This window comes from Ruegeria sp. H4 (assembly GCF_056533065.1).
Window position 1 is genome coordinate 644739 of record NZ_JBQFOC010000001.1, and the last position, 18139, is coordinate 662877.

18 protein-coding genes are annotated in these 18139 nt (G+C 55.1%); 4 read left to right on the forward strand and 14 right to left on the reverse strand.

The features are described from left to right. Nucleotides 1-107: 107 nt before the first annotated feature. The 8 genes from ACR0KG_RS03255 to ACR0KG_RS03290 form a co-directional block, all read right to left on the reverse strand. Nucleotides 108-1988: an adenylate/guanylate cyclase domain-containing protein gene (locus ACR0KG_RS03255; protein WP_480826462.1), complete on the reverse strand. Its 1881-nt coding sequence runs from the start codon at nt 1986-1988 to the stop codon at nt 108-110. Nucleotides 1989-2468: 480 nt separating this feature from the next. Then, the gene (locus tag ACR0KG_RS03260) at nt 2469-3638 is read right to left on the reverse strand and encodes an MFS transporter (RefSeq protein WP_480826463.1); all 1170 of its coding nucleotides are present in this window, start codon (nt 3636-3638) and stop codon (nt 2469-2471) included. Between the two features lie 55 nt (nt 3639-3693). Then, the gene (locus tag ACR0KG_RS03265) at nt 3694-4248 is read right to left on the reverse strand and encodes a helix-turn-helix domain-containing protein (protein ID WP_480826464.1); all 555 of its coding nucleotides are present in this window, start codon (nt 4246-4248) and stop codon (nt 3694-3696) included. 277 nt (nt 4249-4525) lie between these two features. Next, a complete protein-coding gene (locus ACR0KG_RS03270) occupies nt 4526-5155 on the reverse strand; it encodes a glutathione S-transferase family protein (protein ID WP_480826465.1) in 630 nt (209 codons plus the stop codon). Nucleotides 5156-5403: 248 nt separating this feature from the next. Beyond that, a complete protein-coding gene (locus ACR0KG_RS03275; RefSeq protein WP_480826466.1) occupies nt 5404-6276 on the reverse strand; it encodes a prephenate dehydrogenase/arogenate dehydrogenase family protein in 873 nt (290 codons plus the stop codon). A 233-nt stretch (nt 6277-6509) separates the two neighbouring features. Beyond that, on the reverse strand, nt 6510-7136 hold the full coding sequence (locus tag ACR0KG_RS03280; RefSeq protein ID WP_480826467.1) for a LysE family translocator: 627 nt from the start codon (nt 7134-7136) through the stop codon (nt 6510-6512). After that, the gene (locus ACR0KG_RS03285) at nt 7133-7378 is read right to left on the reverse strand and encodes a hypothetical protein (protein WP_480826468.1); all 246 of its coding nucleotides are present in this window, start codon (nt 7376-7378) and stop codon (nt 7133-7135) included. Before ACR0KG_RS03285 ends, ACR0KG_RS03280 begins: the two co-directional genes overlap by 4 nt. Nucleotides 7379-7405: 27 nt before the next feature. Next, the gene (locus ACR0KG_RS03290) at nt 7406-8428 is read right to left on the reverse strand and encodes a permease (protein ID WP_480826469.1); all 1023 of its coding nucleotides are present in this window, start codon (nt 8426-8428) and stop codon (nt 7406-7408) included. Between the two features lie 85 nt (nt 8429-8513). Between ACR0KG_RS03290 and ACR0KG_RS03295 the strand changes: the two genes are divergently transcribed. Both ACR0KG_RS03295 and ACR0KG_RS03300 read left to right on the forward strand, forming a co-directional pair. Further along, complete coding sequence (locus ACR0KG_RS03295) at nt 8514-9371, forward strand: LysR substrate-binding domain-containing protein (protein ID WP_480544838.1); 858 nt, start codon at nt 8514-8516, stop codon at nt 9369-9371. 209 nt (nt 9372-9580) lie between these two features. Beyond that, nucleotides 9581-10015 carry a DUF4275 family protein gene (locus tag ACR0KG_RS03300; protein ID WP_480544837.1) on the forward strand — a complete coding sequence of 145 codons (435 nt, stop codon included), beginning with the start codon at nt 9581-9583 and terminating at the stop codon, nt 10013-10015. Between the two features lie 195 nt (nt 10016-10210). Here the strand turns inward: ACR0KG_RS03300 and ACR0KG_RS03305 are convergent, their stop codons facing one another. After that, nucleotides 10211-10636, reverse strand: a complete 426-nt coding sequence (locus tag ACR0KG_RS03305) for a VOC family protein (RefSeq protein WP_480826471.1) — start codon at nt 10634-10636, stop codon at nt 10211-10213. A 103-nt stretch (nt 10637-10739) separates the two neighbouring features. On the opposite strand from ACR0KG_RS03305, the gene ACR0KG_RS03310 reads away from it, so the two are divergent. Further along, nucleotides 10740-11333 carry a TetR/AcrR family transcriptional regulator gene (locus ACR0KG_RS03310; protein ID WP_480544835.1) on the forward strand — a complete coding sequence of 198 codons (594 nt, stop codon included), beginning with the start codon at nt 10740-10742 and terminating at the stop codon, nt 11331-11333. Nucleotides 11334-11551: 218 nt separating this feature from the next. Here the strand turns inward: ACR0KG_RS03310 and ACR0KG_RS03315 are convergent, their stop codons facing one another. From ACR0KG_RS03315 to cuyA, 5 genes are all read right to left on the reverse strand, one after another. Continuing rightward, on the reverse strand, nt 11552-12274 hold the full coding sequence (locus tag ACR0KG_RS03315) for an alpha/beta fold hydrolase (protein ID WP_480550169.1): 723 nt from the start codon (nt 12272-12274) through the stop codon (nt 11552-11554). Next, nucleotides 12271-13815, reverse strand: a complete 1545-nt coding sequence (locus ACR0KG_RS03320; RefSeq protein ID WP_480550167.1) for an ABC transporter permease subunit — start codon at nt 13813-13815, stop codon at nt 12271-12273. The genes ACR0KG_RS03315 and ACR0KG_RS03320 overlap by 4 nt, the downstream gene beginning before the upstream one ends. After that, a complete protein-coding gene (locus ACR0KG_RS03325; protein ID WP_480550165.1) occupies nt 13812-14867 on the reverse strand; it encodes a quaternary amine ABC transporter ATP-binding protein in 1056 nt (351 codons plus the stop codon). The genes ACR0KG_RS03320 and ACR0KG_RS03325 overlap by 4 nt, the downstream gene beginning before the upstream one ends. Before the next feature lie 69 nt (nt 14868-14936). Beyond that, nucleotides 14937-15896: an ABC transporter substrate-binding protein gene (locus ACR0KG_RS03330; protein WP_480550163.1), complete on the reverse strand. Its 960-nt coding sequence runs from the start codon at nt 15894-15896 to the stop codon at nt 14937-14939. Between the two features lie 32 nt (nt 15897-15928). Beyond that, a complete protein-coding gene (cuyA, locus tag ACR0KG_RS03335; RefSeq protein WP_480827324.1) occupies nt 15929-16942 on the reverse strand; it encodes a D-cysteate sulfo-lyase in 1014 nt (337 codons plus the stop codon). Nucleotides 16943-17010: 68 nt separating this feature from the next. On the opposite strand from cuyA, the gene ACR0KG_RS03340 reads away from it, so the two are divergent. Further along, nucleotides 17011-18039 (forward strand): LysR family transcriptional regulator, encoded by a 1029-nt coding sequence (locus tag ACR0KG_RS03340; RefSeq protein WP_480826472.1) that lies wholly within the window; start codon nt 17011-17013, stop codon nt 18037-18039. Nucleotides 18040-18139 lie beyond the last annotated feature (100 nt).

The following is an 18139-nucleotide window of genomic DNA, read 5'->3' on the forward strand; positions in this document are numbered from 1 at the left end:
GATAGAGGCGAGCGGCAGGCCGGATGCTCAGAATTGCACGATGCAGTATTGCTGCCAAAGCCTGCTCTTCATTGTCTTGCTTGGGACAACCATATCAGCTCAACCATTCAACGCTTGGTTTCCGGGACCCCCAGTCTGCGCAAGTCATCCAGCCATCGGTTGAGGTATTCGTCGCTCTCGAACGGCGCATGCCTTGCCTCTTCGATACTGTAATCGGGGTTGTCTGCCAAAAATTGGTCGATCAACGTTTTTGCTTCTTCTTCTCGCCCCAACTGTAAGAGTATCGGCGCAAGCGTGCGTCTCAGACGATCCGGAATCTCGTTCATCTTTTCAATGGAAGCGAGAGCGCCTGCGTAATCTTCCGCAAAATACTGTGCCCATCCCAGATTCCACAGATACCAATCCGGATGATGCGGGTTGAGGCGAATCGCCGACCGCATCCGTTCAACGGCTTCTTTGGCACGTCCACTATAGACCAGAGGGTCAGTCGAATTGACGAGCGTGCCCGCAGAATTCGGATTTAGCGAGATTGCCTTGTCATATAGCGTTACCGCCCGGTCGAGATTGCCGCTATACATTGTCACATAAGCCAGAACGGCGTAGCCGGCAAAATCGAGTGGTTCCAGATCAATCGCCTTTCTGGCCATTTCAAAGGCAAGATCGAGCGATTCTTCGCGTGAAAGGTCTTCGTTCCAGCCGAAGCGGTAACCAAAGGAATGAGCCCAGGCAAGTTCGGCATATGCGCCCGCGAAGTTTGGATCGAGCGCAATCGCCTGCTCACTCAGTCGCTGGGCTTGAATATTGTCCGCCTTGTTGAATTTGAGCGAGTGTTCCTGAGCACGTGTGGAGAGTTCATAGGCCCCGAGGCTTTCAGTGGGCTGGTGTTTTAACCGGTCATACTCGGCGAGATTGATACTCGTGCTCAACGTCGAGGCGACTGTGCGCGTAATCTCATCCTGAACGTCAAATATATCTTGCAGATCACGGTCGTATTGTTCAGCCCAGAGATGCTTGCCGGTAGTGGCATCGATTAATTGCGCATTTGCGCGCAAACGTTCGCCTGCGATTTGAACACTGCCGTCAACGATGTATCGCACGCCGAGTTCCTGCGCGATCTGCTGCACCTCTATGGGCTCATCTTTGTACAAAAAGGATGAATTGCGCGCGATGACAAAAAAGTCGGAGAACCGGGACAGCGCCGTCAGGATGCTTTCACTCAGACCATCGCTCAGGTAATCTTGGCTCGGATCGTTGTTCAAATTGTCGAAAGCCATGACCGCGATGGACGGCTTGCCAGACGCAGGGAGATATTGGTCGCCATTGACGGACGATGTCGGAGCAGGGACCCAGGGCTGCCACCATGCCGCTAGGCCTAAGACCAAGGCGAGCACGACGCCGATGGCAACTGCCAACCGACGTTGTGCAGGCTTTGTTGCGCTCCGCACAATGGGCGATACCAAAGCCGTGGCCTTTTCATCGAGCGTCAAACTGAATACGTGCAACGGCTCCGCGATGTTCTTGACCTGATGCATTCCCACATCTTCAATGCTGAGGTCGAGTTTGTCCTTAACCTGATCGAAGACGTTGGCCGACATGCAGATGCCAGCGGGTTCGGCCAGGCTTTCCAGCCGAGCGGCTATGTTGACGCCATCGCCTTGTATGTCGTCCTGATCAACCACGATGTCGCCGACATTGAGCCCTATCCGATATTGAACCTGAGCATCCTGCTGTACGCCCTCATTTTCGGTTCCGACGTAGTGCTGCATTTCGACGGCGCAACGAACGGCCTCGACGGCGCTGGCAAATTCTATTAGCAGCCCGTCACCCATCAATTTCACAATGCGACCGCTCCGCGCCGATACAATCGGCTCGAAAAGACGTTCGCGATGCGTCTTGACTATCTCCAGTGTACCGGCTTCATCATTACGGATGAGGCGGCTGTAGCCGACGACGTCGGCGGCAAGTATCGCGGCGAGGCGGCGTTCCAAGTTCCTACCTCCAAGGTTTGAAAACAGGTTAGGCAGAACGCCGCAACGAATCCAGCAACTTTGAAACCGCTGATACGTTCCCCTGAAACTCCAGTTGACTGAGCGACTGCTGACCGCAGCTATTTCGTGGTTTTCCAATTCACGACCTGCGCGGTGAGGGTCAGCTATCGCAGATTTGCACCACAAGTTGCGCTTCCGCTTCGGGCTGCCTGCGGTCTTTGATCCCAGGCGGGCGAAGGGCGACAAAGTCCGCGACTCGGACATAGCGCCATTCTTCACCAGCGTCTGCTCTTAATACATTCTGACCATCGACGCCGTCGAGCAGATCAGGTCAAACTTCTCGCTGCGCGCAGTTCGTACATCGCAACCGTTGAACCTGGCGCCGGTGTAGATCAAGGACTGACAAGAGGTCGGTCAAATATGAAATCAAATCGGATTAGTCGGGCACCTCATTGAAGGCTCACCTATGTGATTGCGGGATCAACTCACCCTTGCGGTTCGCCAGAAGGCCAAAATGGCGTGGAGAGCGATCCCGAACAAAAAGAGAAAAGCGACACACAGCTGCATTCCAGGATCGCCAAACCTTCCTGATGCGAACAGCAAGAGCGGCGTGCCTAGCAGGTTGCCAGTGTTACCCAATTGAGCCATGAGACCATAGGCGAGCGCCTGATGCTCAACGTCACTGTTCAACTCTGGGACAGCGGTAAAGCTCGCCCCCTGAACGAGTCCAAGAACGGCGAAAAGCGCAATCGCAAAACCGGCCCCGAAGCCCAAAAACATGTTGAGCAACACGAGGGAGCACGCGAGAGCAAATCCCGCCACAATGATCGACACGCTACCAGCTCTGCGCAGTAATAACGGAACGACCAGCAAGGAAACTGCGATGCTGGCTATCGGCATCATCCCGGCGACCTGAGCGGCGTTTTCCTGTGCCAATCGCTCTGGCAGCAGCGCCAAGAGCGACACGAAGGTCAGTGTATAGGCAAGCCAGCCAGCGCCCGGTGCGGCTATGAATGGCGATGCATAGGCGCGACGATGGACGACCAAAATACCGGTGTCGCGCGCGCCAGGAGCGGGCTGTGGGGTTTTTGTGTTCGGCAGGAACATTGACGCAAGGATGCCAATCGACAGCAAAAACGCGCCATGTCCCGCAAGAAGCGATTCCAAGCCGTTCACGCCGACGAACGGCATTATTCCCCATGCGAGGACGGCAAACGAAACACCAAAAAATGTGCTCCATAGCGTCATGGCCGCGCCAACAAATCTCCGGGCGCTGATCTGCGCGATTAAGGTTGGCGCAGCGACCACGACCGCAAGATGCGATATGCCCTCAATGACCCTGCTGATCAGCATTGACGGAAAGGACGGAAGCAGCGATTGCCAGAATGACATCAACGCTCCGATCGCGAGACCGGATACAAGTATGCGCTTGGCCCCAAATCTCCCTACGACGCTGCCGGCGACAACACCGAGTATCGCGCCCACCAAGCTCACAAGAGACAAAAGCCAGCCCAGCTCCGTACCGAGGTCTGGATACGCTTGGCGGAAAAGACCAAAGGGCACTGCGATCTTCGCGAATTGTGCAGCCGCGCCCAGGCCCGCAAACCAAAGCAGAAGGATCAGAAGAGGCTTTGAAACCCGTGCATTCATGCCCCCGTGCTAGCCGACGGACAAAGCCCGGGCCACGCATAAGATATGCGAGGGGCTAAAGCCCGGTGACCAGACGTGCGGGCCGCCCGTCAGCGAGGTACATACGTTCCCAAAGCATTCCGCCTGTGCTGATCTTCAATTCAGGGTAGATCGCTTCTGACGTCACGAGGAACTGAGGTTGCGGGTGCTCCTCGTCCCACCAACCCTTGGCTTCGAGTTCGTGCTCGGCTCGACGGATTTCCTCGGTTGCAAAACGCCACAAGGAAACACCAACCATACCGCGATCGGTTGAATTCCAGTCTTTTGCTCGGCTTTTGGAATAGGCCAGACACTCATGGCTAGCCTCATCCACAAGGTGGACACAAAACGATGCCCCTTCGACCAGTCGCCTCAGCGCATAATCGTTGACGCACTTAGCGGATAGACATTCAAATGCCTGTCGCTGCATATCTGCATCCGGAGTTTGCATTCCGTTTTCCCAACGCGAGATGGTTGTCTGATTGACCCCAAGCGAATGCGCCAGGGCCTCCTGTTTGATCCCGCTCGCGATCCTTTGCCGCTTCAGCCGCTTCGCGAATGCCGGGAACAGAGGATTCAAAAGGTCACTCATGTTGGAAGAGATATTACCATTGAAGTGTTTCTCCAAGCCCAAGGTGATGGGGAGGTCCCACCACCACCGGCAAACTCGCAAAGGTCTGCCAGGGACGGTGGTCAGTTCCTTTCGTCTAACGAAAACCTAGGTGATCGCGACTTAGCTGAGCCTGACCCCGCTCAACAAACCTACCGACTGAAGGAAGACGCTCGGCCGGATCACCAAGAGGGACGATCGATACCTCCGCAAGACCTGGATCGTCTCGAACTCGCGCAACACAGGACAATCCAGCCCCCTAAGCCGACTCAGCTTCCAACGCTCGGCGCACGGTTGGACGTTGGGCCATCATTTCTCGATGTTCCGCCACCTTGGGAAACTGAAGAGGATCGACACCGTCCGGTTCCATCCACTGAGCAAAGGTAAAAAGATACGGATCGGCCACAGAGTAGCGTTGGCCGAGCACGAACGGTCCGTCTAGGTACAGATCCTCGATATGTGAGTAGGCTGCCGCAACAGTAACCGGAACCTTACGCTGCATCGCTTCGATCGCCGCTTCATCGTCGACCCACCTATGCCCGCGCATGCGATGGGCATGGGCAACGTGCAATGTGGATGCCATGAAACTGTTGAATTCTTGAAGTCTCGCAAACTGATACGGATCGCCAACAGGCGCTAGCTGTGCATCAGGAAAGAGTTGCGAAACATAGACGAGGATTGCGGGGGTTTCGGTCAGTACACCCGATGTCGTGACCAAGGCCGGTACCCGGCCCTTCGGATTGATTTCAAGGTAAGCGCCGGAGTTATGTTCGCCCTGATCGATGGATAGCCGATGCAGGTCATACAACGCTTCGGCGTCTTCCAAAGCGACGTGGGAGGCCAGTGAGCAGGTGTCCTGCGCATAGTAGAATTGCAAACGTTCATTCATGACTGCTTGGCCCCATCGATGCCATCTGCTTCATAAAAGCAGGACAAACGAGTGGGTCGCAATAACCAAAACGGCCCGTTGCTCGAACCTGAAGAACGGCCAGACTGGGTTTCACGGACGGCCCAAACCTGCCCTTCACCTCACTTTCGAGTTTCTGCCATCGCAGCCCGCATTTCTGCCATTCGCTGCAGGCGCAAAACGCAAACAGAGTTCAAGTCCCTGATATGGGACGTCGCTGCCCATGGATACTACTCCATCAACTGTTTGGTTTTGTTGTGTGGATGTTGCCTCGATGCTGTTTCCAGTTCGTCACTCAAACTTGAGGCCAAGTCAAAAAACCGTCGTCGCACAGTCTCGGCGTAAGGATTGGCCTTCTCAATCGCTTCGAAGACTGCTGGCGCATCGTACTGAACCATAGAAATAGCCTCGGTTAACAAGTCAAAACTTTTTGTTGTCATGCGCGTCGGCAGCGGTCCCATCCCAAGTAGCACTTTGGCGATGAGGTGCGTGAGGCCTTGGACAACGGCAGCTTCCTGGTCGTGATCTTCCGGTGTCGTCAAGATGACCGTCAGACCGAGCGCTTTGCGTAAAAACGCAGCCAGCCTTGTGTATCGTATTCCCTGAATGGGGCAGACCGCAATCTTTAGACCCTTAATACCTGTCGTTGCACTCTGAGGACCGAACAAGGGGTGAGTAGCGACGATGTCTACATGGTTTGGTAGCAGTCGCCGCATGATTTCAGAGGGAACGACTTTGACTGAGCCAACATCGACAATCAGCGCGCCGGGTTTGCATGCTCCAGCGATCTCGCCGATAACCTGTTCGAATGAGGACACTGGTGCCGCAATAAGGACCACGTCGGATTGCGAGACCACGTGTAAGGATGTGAGCGTCACTCCGAGTTGCTTTGCGGCTTTGGTGACGCCCGGGGATGGATCGTAAACCAATATCTCAAAATGCGGACCGAGATGAAGCGCAGCCAGTTGTCCGAATGCACCAAAGCCCACGATGCCCAGCGAGGTAGATTGGCTTTTATTGTTGTTCATTTCTCGACCTTTGAATTTGCCGCCCGGCACGAGGTCGATTGTCTGTTGACCGCTGTCAGGGGCAGCGGAAAACAAATGATGAATTGCCCGCAGCTATGAAAGCTGAGGATAATAGTCCTGCGATGCGAAGACTGATTTCATCATGTTTTAAGACGTAATGCACCCAAGAGAGCAAAGTCAATGACAGCGCGTCCGAGCGCCCATTGACCACTGTGCAGGAACCGTAAGGCACGCGCTCTTAAAGAATTCAGCCGGAAGGCGCGCGAAGGGTGGTCGAACTGAATCTGCTGCATTAGCGCATAGGTCGCTTATCTCTCCTGTAGCGCAAGCCGAACGCCCAATGCGCAGTAGATGCTACCAACAACCTTGCCCTGCCACCTGAGGACAGTCGGATTGCGGCGAAGGAAGTTACCCAGGCCACCTGCTGTAACGGAATAGAAGATAGTACTCAAGAAGCCGATCAGCGCGAATACGATCCCAAGAATGGTAAGTTGCGCGACCACAAGACCTCTCTCTGGCGCGACGAACTGAGGCAGAAAAGCAAGGAAAAACAGCGCGGTCTTTGGGTTCAGTACTTCGGCGAGGATCGCCTGTCTGAAAGCTTGAGGTGCCGTGATTGGGACGCGGCCCTGGCCAAGATCAACCGAAGACTTCTCAAATATCGCCTTCAATCCAAGGTAAACGAGATACGCCGCCCCAATGTATTTCACTATGGTGAATAGTGTTGCAGAAGCTGCAATGACGGCAGAGATACCTACTACTGCCATGATCGTGTGAAGGAAGTCGCCTGCTGTGATACCAGCACCCGTGGCAATACCGACTTTCGTTCCAGACGTTGTGGCTCGCGCAACCGTCAAGAGAGTCGCGGGTCCTGGAATGAATACAAAGCCAAGAACGATCAAAGAATACGTCAGCAGTACGGCGGGGTCGATCATTCTGTTTTCTCCATAAACTCTTGAGATTTTAGCAATCCACAGGCTTCGAAGAATGGCAAGCCTCGGAACAAGACGTTCGCTTTCCCATGACCAAATTTGCAAGTTGGGCTCAAGGCGAACTTCAGATGCAGCACGTCATCCGCCTGGGCCTGAGCGAACTGCTCCGCAACAACGGCCCGAACCGCCCTTAGTCCGAAGAGGAAAGATGCGACAATTGCTGCCGGCATAGCAGCCGTCAGCAAATGCCCATCATCTGCCTGCGCTGAATCTCAGACGATCCACCCAAAGACATACCCCGCGCCAAGCGACCCCAGAACTGCAAGCAGCAGATAGAGCATGAACGGTTGCAATTTGAGCACCGGTGCGATGGCCATAGCACCCCAGATACTTACCGCGCCGCCCGAAACGAGGAACGCCATCGCTGCGCCTTCGGACATGCCGTTGTCGATCAACCCTCTTGTCAGCGGGAGCGCAGCGTAACCGTCGATATAGGCCGGGGCACCGACGAAGACAGCGGCGGGTATGGCCCACCATTTGTCTTCGCCAACATATGCTGCCAATACGCCCGGTGTAAGGGCCGCATTCAAGGCATACTCCGCGGCAAATGCCGGGATCAGGCAAATCAGGATAAGCCGAGTGGTTGCCCAGACCTGTTTGCCGAAAGATTGAATTCGCGCCTCAGACCGCCAGACCCAAGGATCAAAGGGCTGATCTTCGCCGCATCTTGCAGCACTTAGCTGGCGCGCCAGGCCATTGTCCCGAAGCGCATTCATGGCCCAGGGCGTCTTGGCGAACAGACCGGTGATCGCGCCCCCGAACACGCCCAATCCGAAGGCCGCAAGCGTCTTGCCGATAGCAAAGCTCAGACCCAGTGTCGCAGCTGTTGTCGCAAGCATCGCCGGGTCCGTTATAGGGGAGGACAGCCAGAATGCCATGATCGGCGCAAGTGGCACACCCGCCGCCAACAGCCCGGCCATCAATGGCAGCACTGTCACACCGCATACCGGCGTGATGGCTCCGATGAGCGATGCAGCCAAAACCGCTCTCAGCGTCCTGCCCTCGAAGGCACCAGCGATGTGGGCATCCGCGCCGCTTGCGATGATCCAGGCTGCAAGCACGATGCCCGGAATGACGATGGGGGCCACAACAATCAGGCCCCATAGGACAAACTTTACTGCGTTTGCGGCGTGTTCCGGCCAGGCAAGACAGACGCCTGCCAGCAGCAGCAAAGACACGCCCCACACCAGGGGTTTCCGGTTAGATGGTTGGTGGGCAGCTGTCTGATTTGACATCAGATACTCCTTTGACCTTGAAAAATAGTGCAACACAAGGCATCTGTGAAACGCATAGTTTCAATTTCCGATATTGAAAAAACAAATGGAAAACCTGGATAGCGATCTATTGCGAACCTTCGTCGCCGTGGCCGATGCCGGCAGCGTCACAGACGGTGCCGGCCGCATCCACCGGTCGCAGTCAGCAACGAGTCTTCAAATCAAGCGCCTCGAAGCGATCCTGGGTCAGCCGGTCTTTGACAGGCATGGTCGCGGGGTGGTCCTGAGCGACACGGGACGAAAGCTATTTCCAGTCGCGCAGGAGGTGACGGCACGTCTCGACGCGGCATTACGAGAGATTTCACAGAACACAGTAAGCGGCAAACTGCGTTTGGGCATACCCGACGATCACGGGCGCGCCAGACTTGCGGCGATCATTGCGACCTTTGCCCGTCAACATCCGAAAGTCGAACTGGATGTCACCTGCGCCTTGAGTACAAGTCTTCCAGAAGCCCTCGATAAGGGGTCGCTGGACCTTGCGGTCTATGAGGTCGAAAGCCCGTCCAGCCACGAGGAGGTTGTTTATGAAGACCCGACATGTTGGGTGTCGTCGGCGCACCGGCACTTTCGGGCCGATGAAAGCCTTCCAGTGGCCTTGTTCGATCATGCGTGCTGGTGGCGCGACGCGGCGGTCATTTCATTACAAGCCCGTGGACAGCCATATCGCGTTGTCTACTCCAGCCAAAGCGTCTCTGGTGTGATTGCAGCAGTAGAAGCCGGGATCGCAGTGGGTCTGCTCGGTCGCTCCTCGCTGCACGGCGGTCTATCGGTGGTGAACGATGCATTGGACCTCGGAAACACGCCCGCCTCCAAGCTGGTGATGGCATCCAGCAAGCCGAAAGTACAAGGGCCTCAGGACGCTATGAAGGCCGCGATCCGAGCCGCATTTATGGCCAAGCCATGAAAAAGCCGACCTTTGCTGCGCTATGTCGAATGAGCAGGTCGGGCTCTAAACCCACCTCGGAACGACTGCAGCATAGGCGAGAAAAGTCCTCCGCTTAGGGATGGGGACGACCCAATGCAGACCTTGATCATTGTCGGACTAGTTTCATGCGGACTAGAATTTCGCTAATCTGCCCGCTCCACAAATTCTTGGTTCAAGGCTAGATGGGGATGATCCCGAAGAAAACCCAGATTGAGCATTTCCTCATATCTCAATCAGTCGACTTTGTGCCACTCTCTCCCGTCGAGAGTGAGCAGGTAAAAACCGACTGGCTGGCGACATATGCATTGAGAGTAAAGAAAGACACGGGCACCTGGATTCACAACGGTTTTCGATGGCACGGTTTTACTTACGGGCTTCAATCTGCCATCACAGGTTCAGATGCTTTGATTGGGTATCAGAAGCAATGGCCAGCCCCTTACGTAGTTTTCGACGAGAACAATGACTGGGCTTACTCATGTACCTCCGATCGGTATCCCGACTTCACTTCATTCCATGCAGACATTTACGTGGCCCATCACAACATGAAATGGACAATGGTTTTCACGCATGAACAGCCGGATTTAGGGCCCTATCTCGCATTTAAGTCGGAAAACGTGAATTGATGGAATTTACCAAGCATTGAACAGAGATTGGTATCGCGTCAGGTTAAACAGTCTAAATCTCCGCACGCTCTGCCTTTCGCGTATTCAGGATCAAAGGTATGGCCAACAATATCAAATGCACCAATATTGGCGTAGATTGCGCGACACAGGTCGGCCGCGCAATCATCAATCAGAAGGTTCTTGAGACACCCTGAATCACGACGGTACCGCGTCGGCTGCATATTGCGACAGGAATTCCTCCGAGGGTGGGATCTGAGTGATAACATCAATCAGTACCCCGTTCGGATCACGATAAATCGCGTGGCGTTGGCCAAACGGTTCGCTCACAAGTGACTTTGCAACCGGAACTCCTTCCGACTTAAGTCGTTCGTCCACCTTGTCGACATCGTCGACTTCAAAGTTGAGGATCATACCCTTAGACGCACCGCGGGAAGCCTCTGGGATCGTCTCGTGGTCGAACTGGACGACCGCTAGATTGACCGACGGATCCGCTTCACTTTGTAGATGCACATACCAATCCGCCTCGAACGCTGCGCGGAAGCCAAAGTGACGTTTGTAGAACTCTGCCGTCTCAGAAACCGTTTCAGACTGAATGACTGGGTAATATTGAGTGACACGCATTTTTGATCTCCCTAACTTACATGCATTGTGTATGTATCATCGATTTGCAAATACATGCAAGATGTATGTAAGATGCTTGTGGTGATATTCGGAGCCGTTAAATTTGCCCCCAGAAAAACCCGCCCGACGCAGCCAGGCAGACCGACGCGCCAAAACGCGTGCCAAACTCGTAGAGGCTGCCCGTGAACTGTTTGTGGATTCGGGGTTTGCCGATACTGCAACTCCAGACATCGTGAGCAAGGCCAGCGTAACTCGCGGCGCGCTGTATCATCATTTCAAGGACAAGGCTGACCTCTTCCGCACGGTCGCAGAAGAGGAGGCCAAAGCAATCTCACACCATATTGACCAGGAAACGCGCAATGTTGCCGATCCCGAACAGGCCATGGTGACAGGATCGAATGCCTTTTTTGAAGCGATGTTGGTTCCAGGTCGGGTGCGCCTCCTGATGGAAGAGGCACCAGCGGTATTAGGGCATAGCGCTGCTGTCGCGTTGACTCGAGCCAATGGAACAGAAGAACTTCGTGAAGGGCTTTCGCGAGCTCTTCCTGAACATTCATCAAATCAGGTCGATGCTTTGACCAATCTGTTGTCGGCCGCGTTTGATCGCGCTGCCCTTGAGATCACCTATGGTGGCGATCCGAACGTCTACAAAGAGGTTATGAACCATTTGATTGGTGAAGTGCTCAAGGGCAACTAGCAGACCTCGGAAGCCCCGCAGTATGGGTCCCTACCCCTTCTTCCGTGAACTACTCGGCCCAAAGCCGCCTTCCAGCCGCTACTGTTGATGCTGCGGTGCGGCCCGTAAAACCGGCCGTTCGCTGCAACGCCAAAAAATAGATTGGTTCGAACTCACAGTCTGCGGGACAAAGCTGACTTTGGCTGCCGCCCGACAAAAGTCCAAGTTGTTGGCATTGCTCAGCGGTCCAAAAAGTCGGAGACTAAACGTATGAATAAGTCGGGTCTTTCGGCATGTAGAGCATGAGCGCAGCCTGGCACAACTGCTAGTGATGTATTGGGAATTGTTTCCCAAAGTACTTGAATTTGGCTCCACGTATAGGTCCGATCTCGATCGCCCCAAAGCACAAGTGTTTCCTGCCGAATCCGGCTAAGGTTCTGTTCCCCTGACCAAGCTTGCATCGCGTCAAGGCCGGCCTCCAGGGCCGGCAGCTTGGCTTGAGCGGCAATCGCGGCGCAGTGTTCATATCCGGTTGCAGCTTCGCGATCTAAAAACCAAGTTGCTGCGATCCGACGCGCGGTGGCTACCGGGCCGTCTTCTACAGCGCGCTTTTTACTTTGTTCAATGGTTTCGAACCGCCCCGGCAAAACACCAATGGCGCCAGTTGCGTAAAGCACAAAACGGTCAATCCTTTCTTCGTCGAGCAAGGTAATTTCCTGAGTGATCATGCCGCCCATGGAATGACCAAGCAGATGGTATTTCTCCACCCCAAGGCTGCGGAGGTGCCGGACGACCCAATCCGCATAACCGCCAATACTGTCGATTGGCGGCAGATGGGCATTTGCTCCGAACCCGGGCAGGTCGACTGCAATCACATCAACATGCTGCTGCAGTGTATCGCGACACCCATCCCATTGTGCGCTGCCCCCCATGAAACCATGAACAAGGACAAGGGGGGTCACTTTCGCTGACCTTGAACGATCCGATCAAGGATCATCGCGCAAAAGAGAATGGCAAAGCCTGCGAGGATACCCTGGCCTACATTGGCGTATTGCAGCGCCTCGAGAACGTCTTCTCCCAGCCCTTTCGCACCAATAAGCGAGGCCACGACGACCATGGCCAGGGAAAGCATGATTGTCTGGTTGATACCGGCGCGAATGGAGGGGCTGGCAAGCGGCAGATCGACCTTGGTGAGAAGGTACCACTTGTTGGCGCCAAAACTGATCGCGGCTTCACGTACGCTTTCAGGAACACCACGCAGGCCCAAAACGGTAAGGCGTACCACGGGTGTCCCGCCGAAGATCATCGTAACAATGACTGCCGCTGGCTTGCCGACCCCAAAAAAGGCAATCACAGGCACCATGAAGACAAAGGCAGGCATTGTCTGCATGAAATCCATGATCGGTTGGATGACCGCGTAGAACCGCGGTCGACGCGCAGAGAACATGCCCAAAGGAATGCCAATCACGATGGAAAGCAGCGCCGCAGTGCCGAGAAGCGCCAAAGTGGTCATTGCTTTTTCCCAGAAGCCGAGAAGGCCCATATAGGCCAGAAAGGCACCTGACCAAATAGCCATACGCAAGCCAGCCGTGAGCCAGGTTAAAAGAACGATCAGCGCCGCCACCACGATCCAAGGAGTCTGAACCAACGCAACCTCCATGGCATCCAGCAACCAGCGAATGGCCGCAGTGAGCCCATCAAAGAACGCCACGCTGTTGGCAACGCACCAGGCGATAAATGCCTCTACGCTGTCAATACTGGCCAGGCGAATTGAGTTATCTGTCGGGAATTCGCTAAGAAATGAAAAACGGCCAGGGAAGCTGTAGTGGACCATTGCAGTAGCGACCAGCAGGATCATGAAACCCGCGCTGAAAACAATCTGGCTGACCGGCATGCCGGAGCGAATGGTGCGGTCCGATAGCCAGTCGGAAAACCGGGCCTCCAGCGCCCAGTTGGCGGCCACAGCCTGTATGAGCTTGGCCACAAGCAAGATGACAACACCGGTGAGTGCAATCGACGGACCTTGCGCAGCGAGCAACTCTGCCTCGGCGCGGAAGCCTTCAATATTGGCCTCCAGCCCTTCGATCTGGCGCTGGATGGCTGCGGCTCGATCCGAGCCGCTCTCTTGAGCTGCCGCAAGCTGCTGGTAGCGCAAATCGAGGGTACCTTCGATCGAGGTCACACGGGCCAGCGCGTCTGCTCCCAAATCTCCGAATAAGCCCCGCGCGATCTGCACAAATCCGATTGCTTCGACGACAAGAAAGGCCAACGCCCATGACCAAAGTCCGCGCGCGCCGAACCAGATCGGACCGAAGAGCCCGGCCATTGCGTTGAAAGTTGCCGTAAAGCGCGCGGACGCCCCGATCTTGTCGAAGTTGCGGATGTAATAGTCGGGGCTTGTGCGCACAAAAGTGCGGATATTCTCGCGGCGTTCCTCGGCATAGGCCTGCGCGGCTTCGCTTTCTGTGTCTTCAAGGGGGTTCACACCAAGATCTTCGCTCATGACATTTCCGTCCCTTCAATCACGGTGCGCAACAAATCTGCTCGTGTGATGACACCTTTGTCTTCGCCACCTTCGGACACCAGAACCGGCCGTTCGTCGTCGATGGCACGCGTAATTAATGCGGAAAGCGTCTCATTGTGGTCCACCCGGTCGATGTCAGCCGGCAGTGGGCCGTGCGTAGCGAGATAGCTGTCCAAGGGCTGCATCGCCGCATGAGCATGCACCACCTTCAGGCGCGAGATCCCGGCCACGAAATCAGCGACGTAGTCATCAGCGGGATGCATCACAATGTCCTCAGCCGAGCCAATCTGCACCATCTTGCCGTCACGCATGATCGCAATCCGGTCTCCAATGCGGACGGCCTCATCAAGGTCATGGGTGATGAAGATCGTGGTTTTCTTAAGGATTTTGGACAGCCGGATGAACTCATCCTGCAACTGCCGCCGGATGAGGGGATCAAGCGCGGAGAATGGCTCATCCATCAACAGAACATCAGGGTTGGCCGCTAGCGCACGGGCAAGCCCCACACGTTGCTGCATTCCGCCAGAGAGTTCGTGCGCGAATTTCGACCCCCAGGCCCCCAATTCGACAATGTCGAGAATGGCGGCCGCCTGCCGCATACGCTCGTTTTTGGCGACCTGGCGGATTTCCAGCGGCATTGCCACGTTGTCGAGGACCGAACGGTGGGGCATCAGAGCAAAATTCTGGAACACCATGCCGATTTTCCGGTTGCGGAAAGCCTGTAGTTCCTTTGTGCCGAGTGCCATGACGTCAGTGCCCTCGATCTCGATCTTGCCGGCGGTTGGTTCGAGTAACCGATTGAAGTGGCGCACGAGTGTGGATTTGCCGCTCCCTGATAGGCCCATGATACAGAAGATCTCACCGCGTTTGACGCTGAGGCTGACATCGGCCACGCCCACCACCGCGTTGAACTCAGCAAGGACTTCAGCCTTGGTCAGCCCCCGCGCACGAATGGCTTCCAGAGCGGCCTCAGGTTTTGCCCCGAAGATTTTCCAGATGTTGGAAATTTCGATTACAGTCTCGTCGCTCATCCGCCCACCCGTGCGTGCCTTCAAGTGGGGCGGCACCGCTAGGTGCTGCCCTTTGTTTTTTGGTCTGGCTCAAAGACCCAACATCGTGTCTACGCGCTCAGAATTGGCGTTAACCCATTCGGCCGCAACTTCCTCAGCATCGCGCCCTTTGGCACTAATCTCGAAGGCCAGCGAACTCACGTCATCGGCGGTCAGGGAGAAGTTTGCGAAGAATTCCGCAATCGCCGGCGAGCGATCCCCAAGCGAGTTGGACCAGGCGATCTGAACTTCCTTCAGAGCGTCCTTACTGGCTACCATCGACTTGTTGTACCAGTCAGGGTCGTCGGAGGGCTGCACCATCACGTATTTTTCAGGGTCATAAGTCGGTTCGGTCAGCATCACCACGTCAAACATGTACCAGACGGCATGCGGCTCATAGCAGTAGAAGGCATATCCTTCCTTTTTGGCGATACTGTCCTTGATGCGCGCGGTCTTCACAGCTTCTTCGGCGCGAATTGGATCAATGAAGTCCAACAGGCCGTAGTCGCGCACCTTCACCTCGTTCACATTAGCCGAGGCCCAGCCGGGTGCACCGATCCACATCTCACCCTTACCATTGCCATCGCTGTCCATCGCAGCCGCCACATCGGGGCGTCCAAGATCCGCGATGTCGGTGATGTTCATCTCTGCGGCAAAGTCTTTGGAGACGCAGAAACCCTGATTGCCCTGATAGGGGTTCGATGACAACGTCACGGTGCCAGCACCATCAACATATTGCTTGGTGAATGCTTCCTGATTTGGCAGCCATACATCGGGGTGCACATCGATATCGCCCCTACCCTGATCCATCGCTTGAAAGATCGTGGCATTGTTTCCGGGCACATACTCCACCGTGCCGCCAATGCGGGTGGTTACGATCTCACCCAAGACATGGGCAATGGCCTGTGCGCCTGTCCATGTGGGAACGCCGATCTTAACCTCTTCAGCGGCGAGTGGTGCGCCGAGAGCGGAAAGCAAAGCCGCGCTGATCAAGTACTTTTTTAGTTTCATTTGATATCTCCTTGTTGGTTTGTTGTTTATTTTCAGGCCACGTAGCCAGGAAGTTCGAAAGTTTCGGGATAGCCAAACAGGGCTGCGCTTCCGCCGGTATGCAGAAAGACGACATTGTCCATACCAACGAAATAGCCTTTGCGGGTTTGGTCGATGAGGCCATCCAGCCCTTTACCCGAATAAACCGGGTCGAACAAAAGTCCTTCGGTGCGGGCCAACAGCTTGAGCGCGTCAATCATCCCTTTGGTCGGAAGACCATATCCTGCACCGACGTAGTCGCAGTTTGCGCGCACATTTTCTCGCGCAATGGGCGTACCCGTCTCCATATATTCGACAGTGCGCACAGCCAGATCATGGACCATGCCTTCCTGTTTGTCTTGTGGGGCCCGCACGCCGATGCCCAGAAGGTGAATGTCACTTTCTAGGGCGGCAAGACCAGCGACCAATCCGGCTTGCGTGCCTGAGCTGCCGGTCGCATGTACCAACGCATCAATTTTCAACCCGGCATTGGCGGCCTGTTCGCTTAGCTCGCGCGCGCAATTTACGTAGCCCAAAGCCCCGATCGGGTTCGACCCACCGCCCGGGATGATGTAAGGGTTTTTGCCTTCTGTCTTCATCTGCGCAGCGCATGCTTCCATCTCAGCGTTCATGTCCGCACCACCGGGACGCTTAGAGACACTGGCGCCATGCAATCGATCCAACAGGACGTTTCCATTCAGAATATAGTTCGGGTCATTGGAACCCGTGCGATCCTCAAGCAGGATGTGACACGCAAGGCCAAGTTTTGCGGCCGCCGCTGCTGTTTGACGCGCGTGATTGGATTGCGTCGCCCCTTGCGTGATGATGGTATCTGCGCCTTTCTGGACTGCGTCAGCCATCAGAAATTCCAGCTTACGGGTCTTGTTCCCACCCGACGAGAGGCCGGTGCAATCATCTCGTTTGACCCACAGACGCGGACCACCCAAAACCTCGCTCAGGCGATCCATCGGTTCTAAAGGCGTAGGAAGATGACCAAACGATACCCGGGGAAATTTCGCCAGCGTCAGCGATAGCTCCTTGCACAAACTCAAAACCATCTCCGGCGCGACCATCGCGTCACCGCCGGTCATCTGAATTGTCTCAGCCACCACACTCTCCCTGCTTTTGCCTACAGCCAAACACTTTCAAAAGAAAAAGAATAAAAACAGTGCATATTTCGCAGGCTGCCCATACGTTTTCTTTGGGTGCGATGGAGGTGCGCATGAATATGCTTTGGTTTGACGATGTTCTGGCCCTTCTGGAGGAGCGGAATATGACGCGGGCTGCAGCCCGCAGAAACATCACGCAACCCGCGTTCTCAAGGCGTATTCGCAGTTTTGAGGAGTGGCTGGGGATTGAAATTCTCGATCGCAAATCGAACCGGGTCGAGATCAGTCCAGCACTGGCCTCTAACGAGGCCGAAATCCGCTCTTTGATCGCTAGATTAAATGACCTTCGCACAAAAATTGCGCAACATGGCCCAACCGTTTCGATTGTAACGATCGCCGCGACACATGCATCGGTCGTCTCCACCTTCCCTGATATGGCACTGCGTGCACATGCCAAGTTCAAGGGGCTCCGGTTTCGTCTCAGAACGGCCAATCTGAACGATTGTGTCACTCTGTTCCTGCGCGGCGATACCAACATGCTGCTATGCTATGAGGCGCAAACCGTCGCCCCAATGCCGTTCGGCTCGGGCATTTGTCGCGGCACATGGGGGCACGACTACCTCATTCCGGTCATCGGTGGCGGATTGAGGTACGCAGTGCGCGGAAACGGTGACGTGCCTTTGGATACGCCTGCCATCGTCTATCCCGAAAACAGCTATTTCGGCGAAGCACTGAACAAGAGCAAACTCCCGTTCGGAACCGCCGATTTTAGCAAAAACCCCGTTTGCCAGACGGCCTTTTCAAGTGGGGTAAAGGAAATGATCCTGAACGGTCTCGGTGTTGGTTGGCTTCCATTCAGCATGGTGCACAAGGAAATTGAAAGCGGCGAGCTAATCTCCCTACGCAACCAATTGGGTCAGGAAAAGCTTGACGTGGTGGTATATGTCCACCAACAGACCGAGATAGCGAAAACTTTGCTTGATTTCTGGACTAAGAATTTGTTTTCAAAGTCTTGAGCCGATAAAAGTGCCAATCAGCGCCAAAGACCATAGCCATCTGACGGCAACAAGTTTTGATTGCCGAAGGCTGTACAAAATTGCAGCGTTTCTCGCGGCA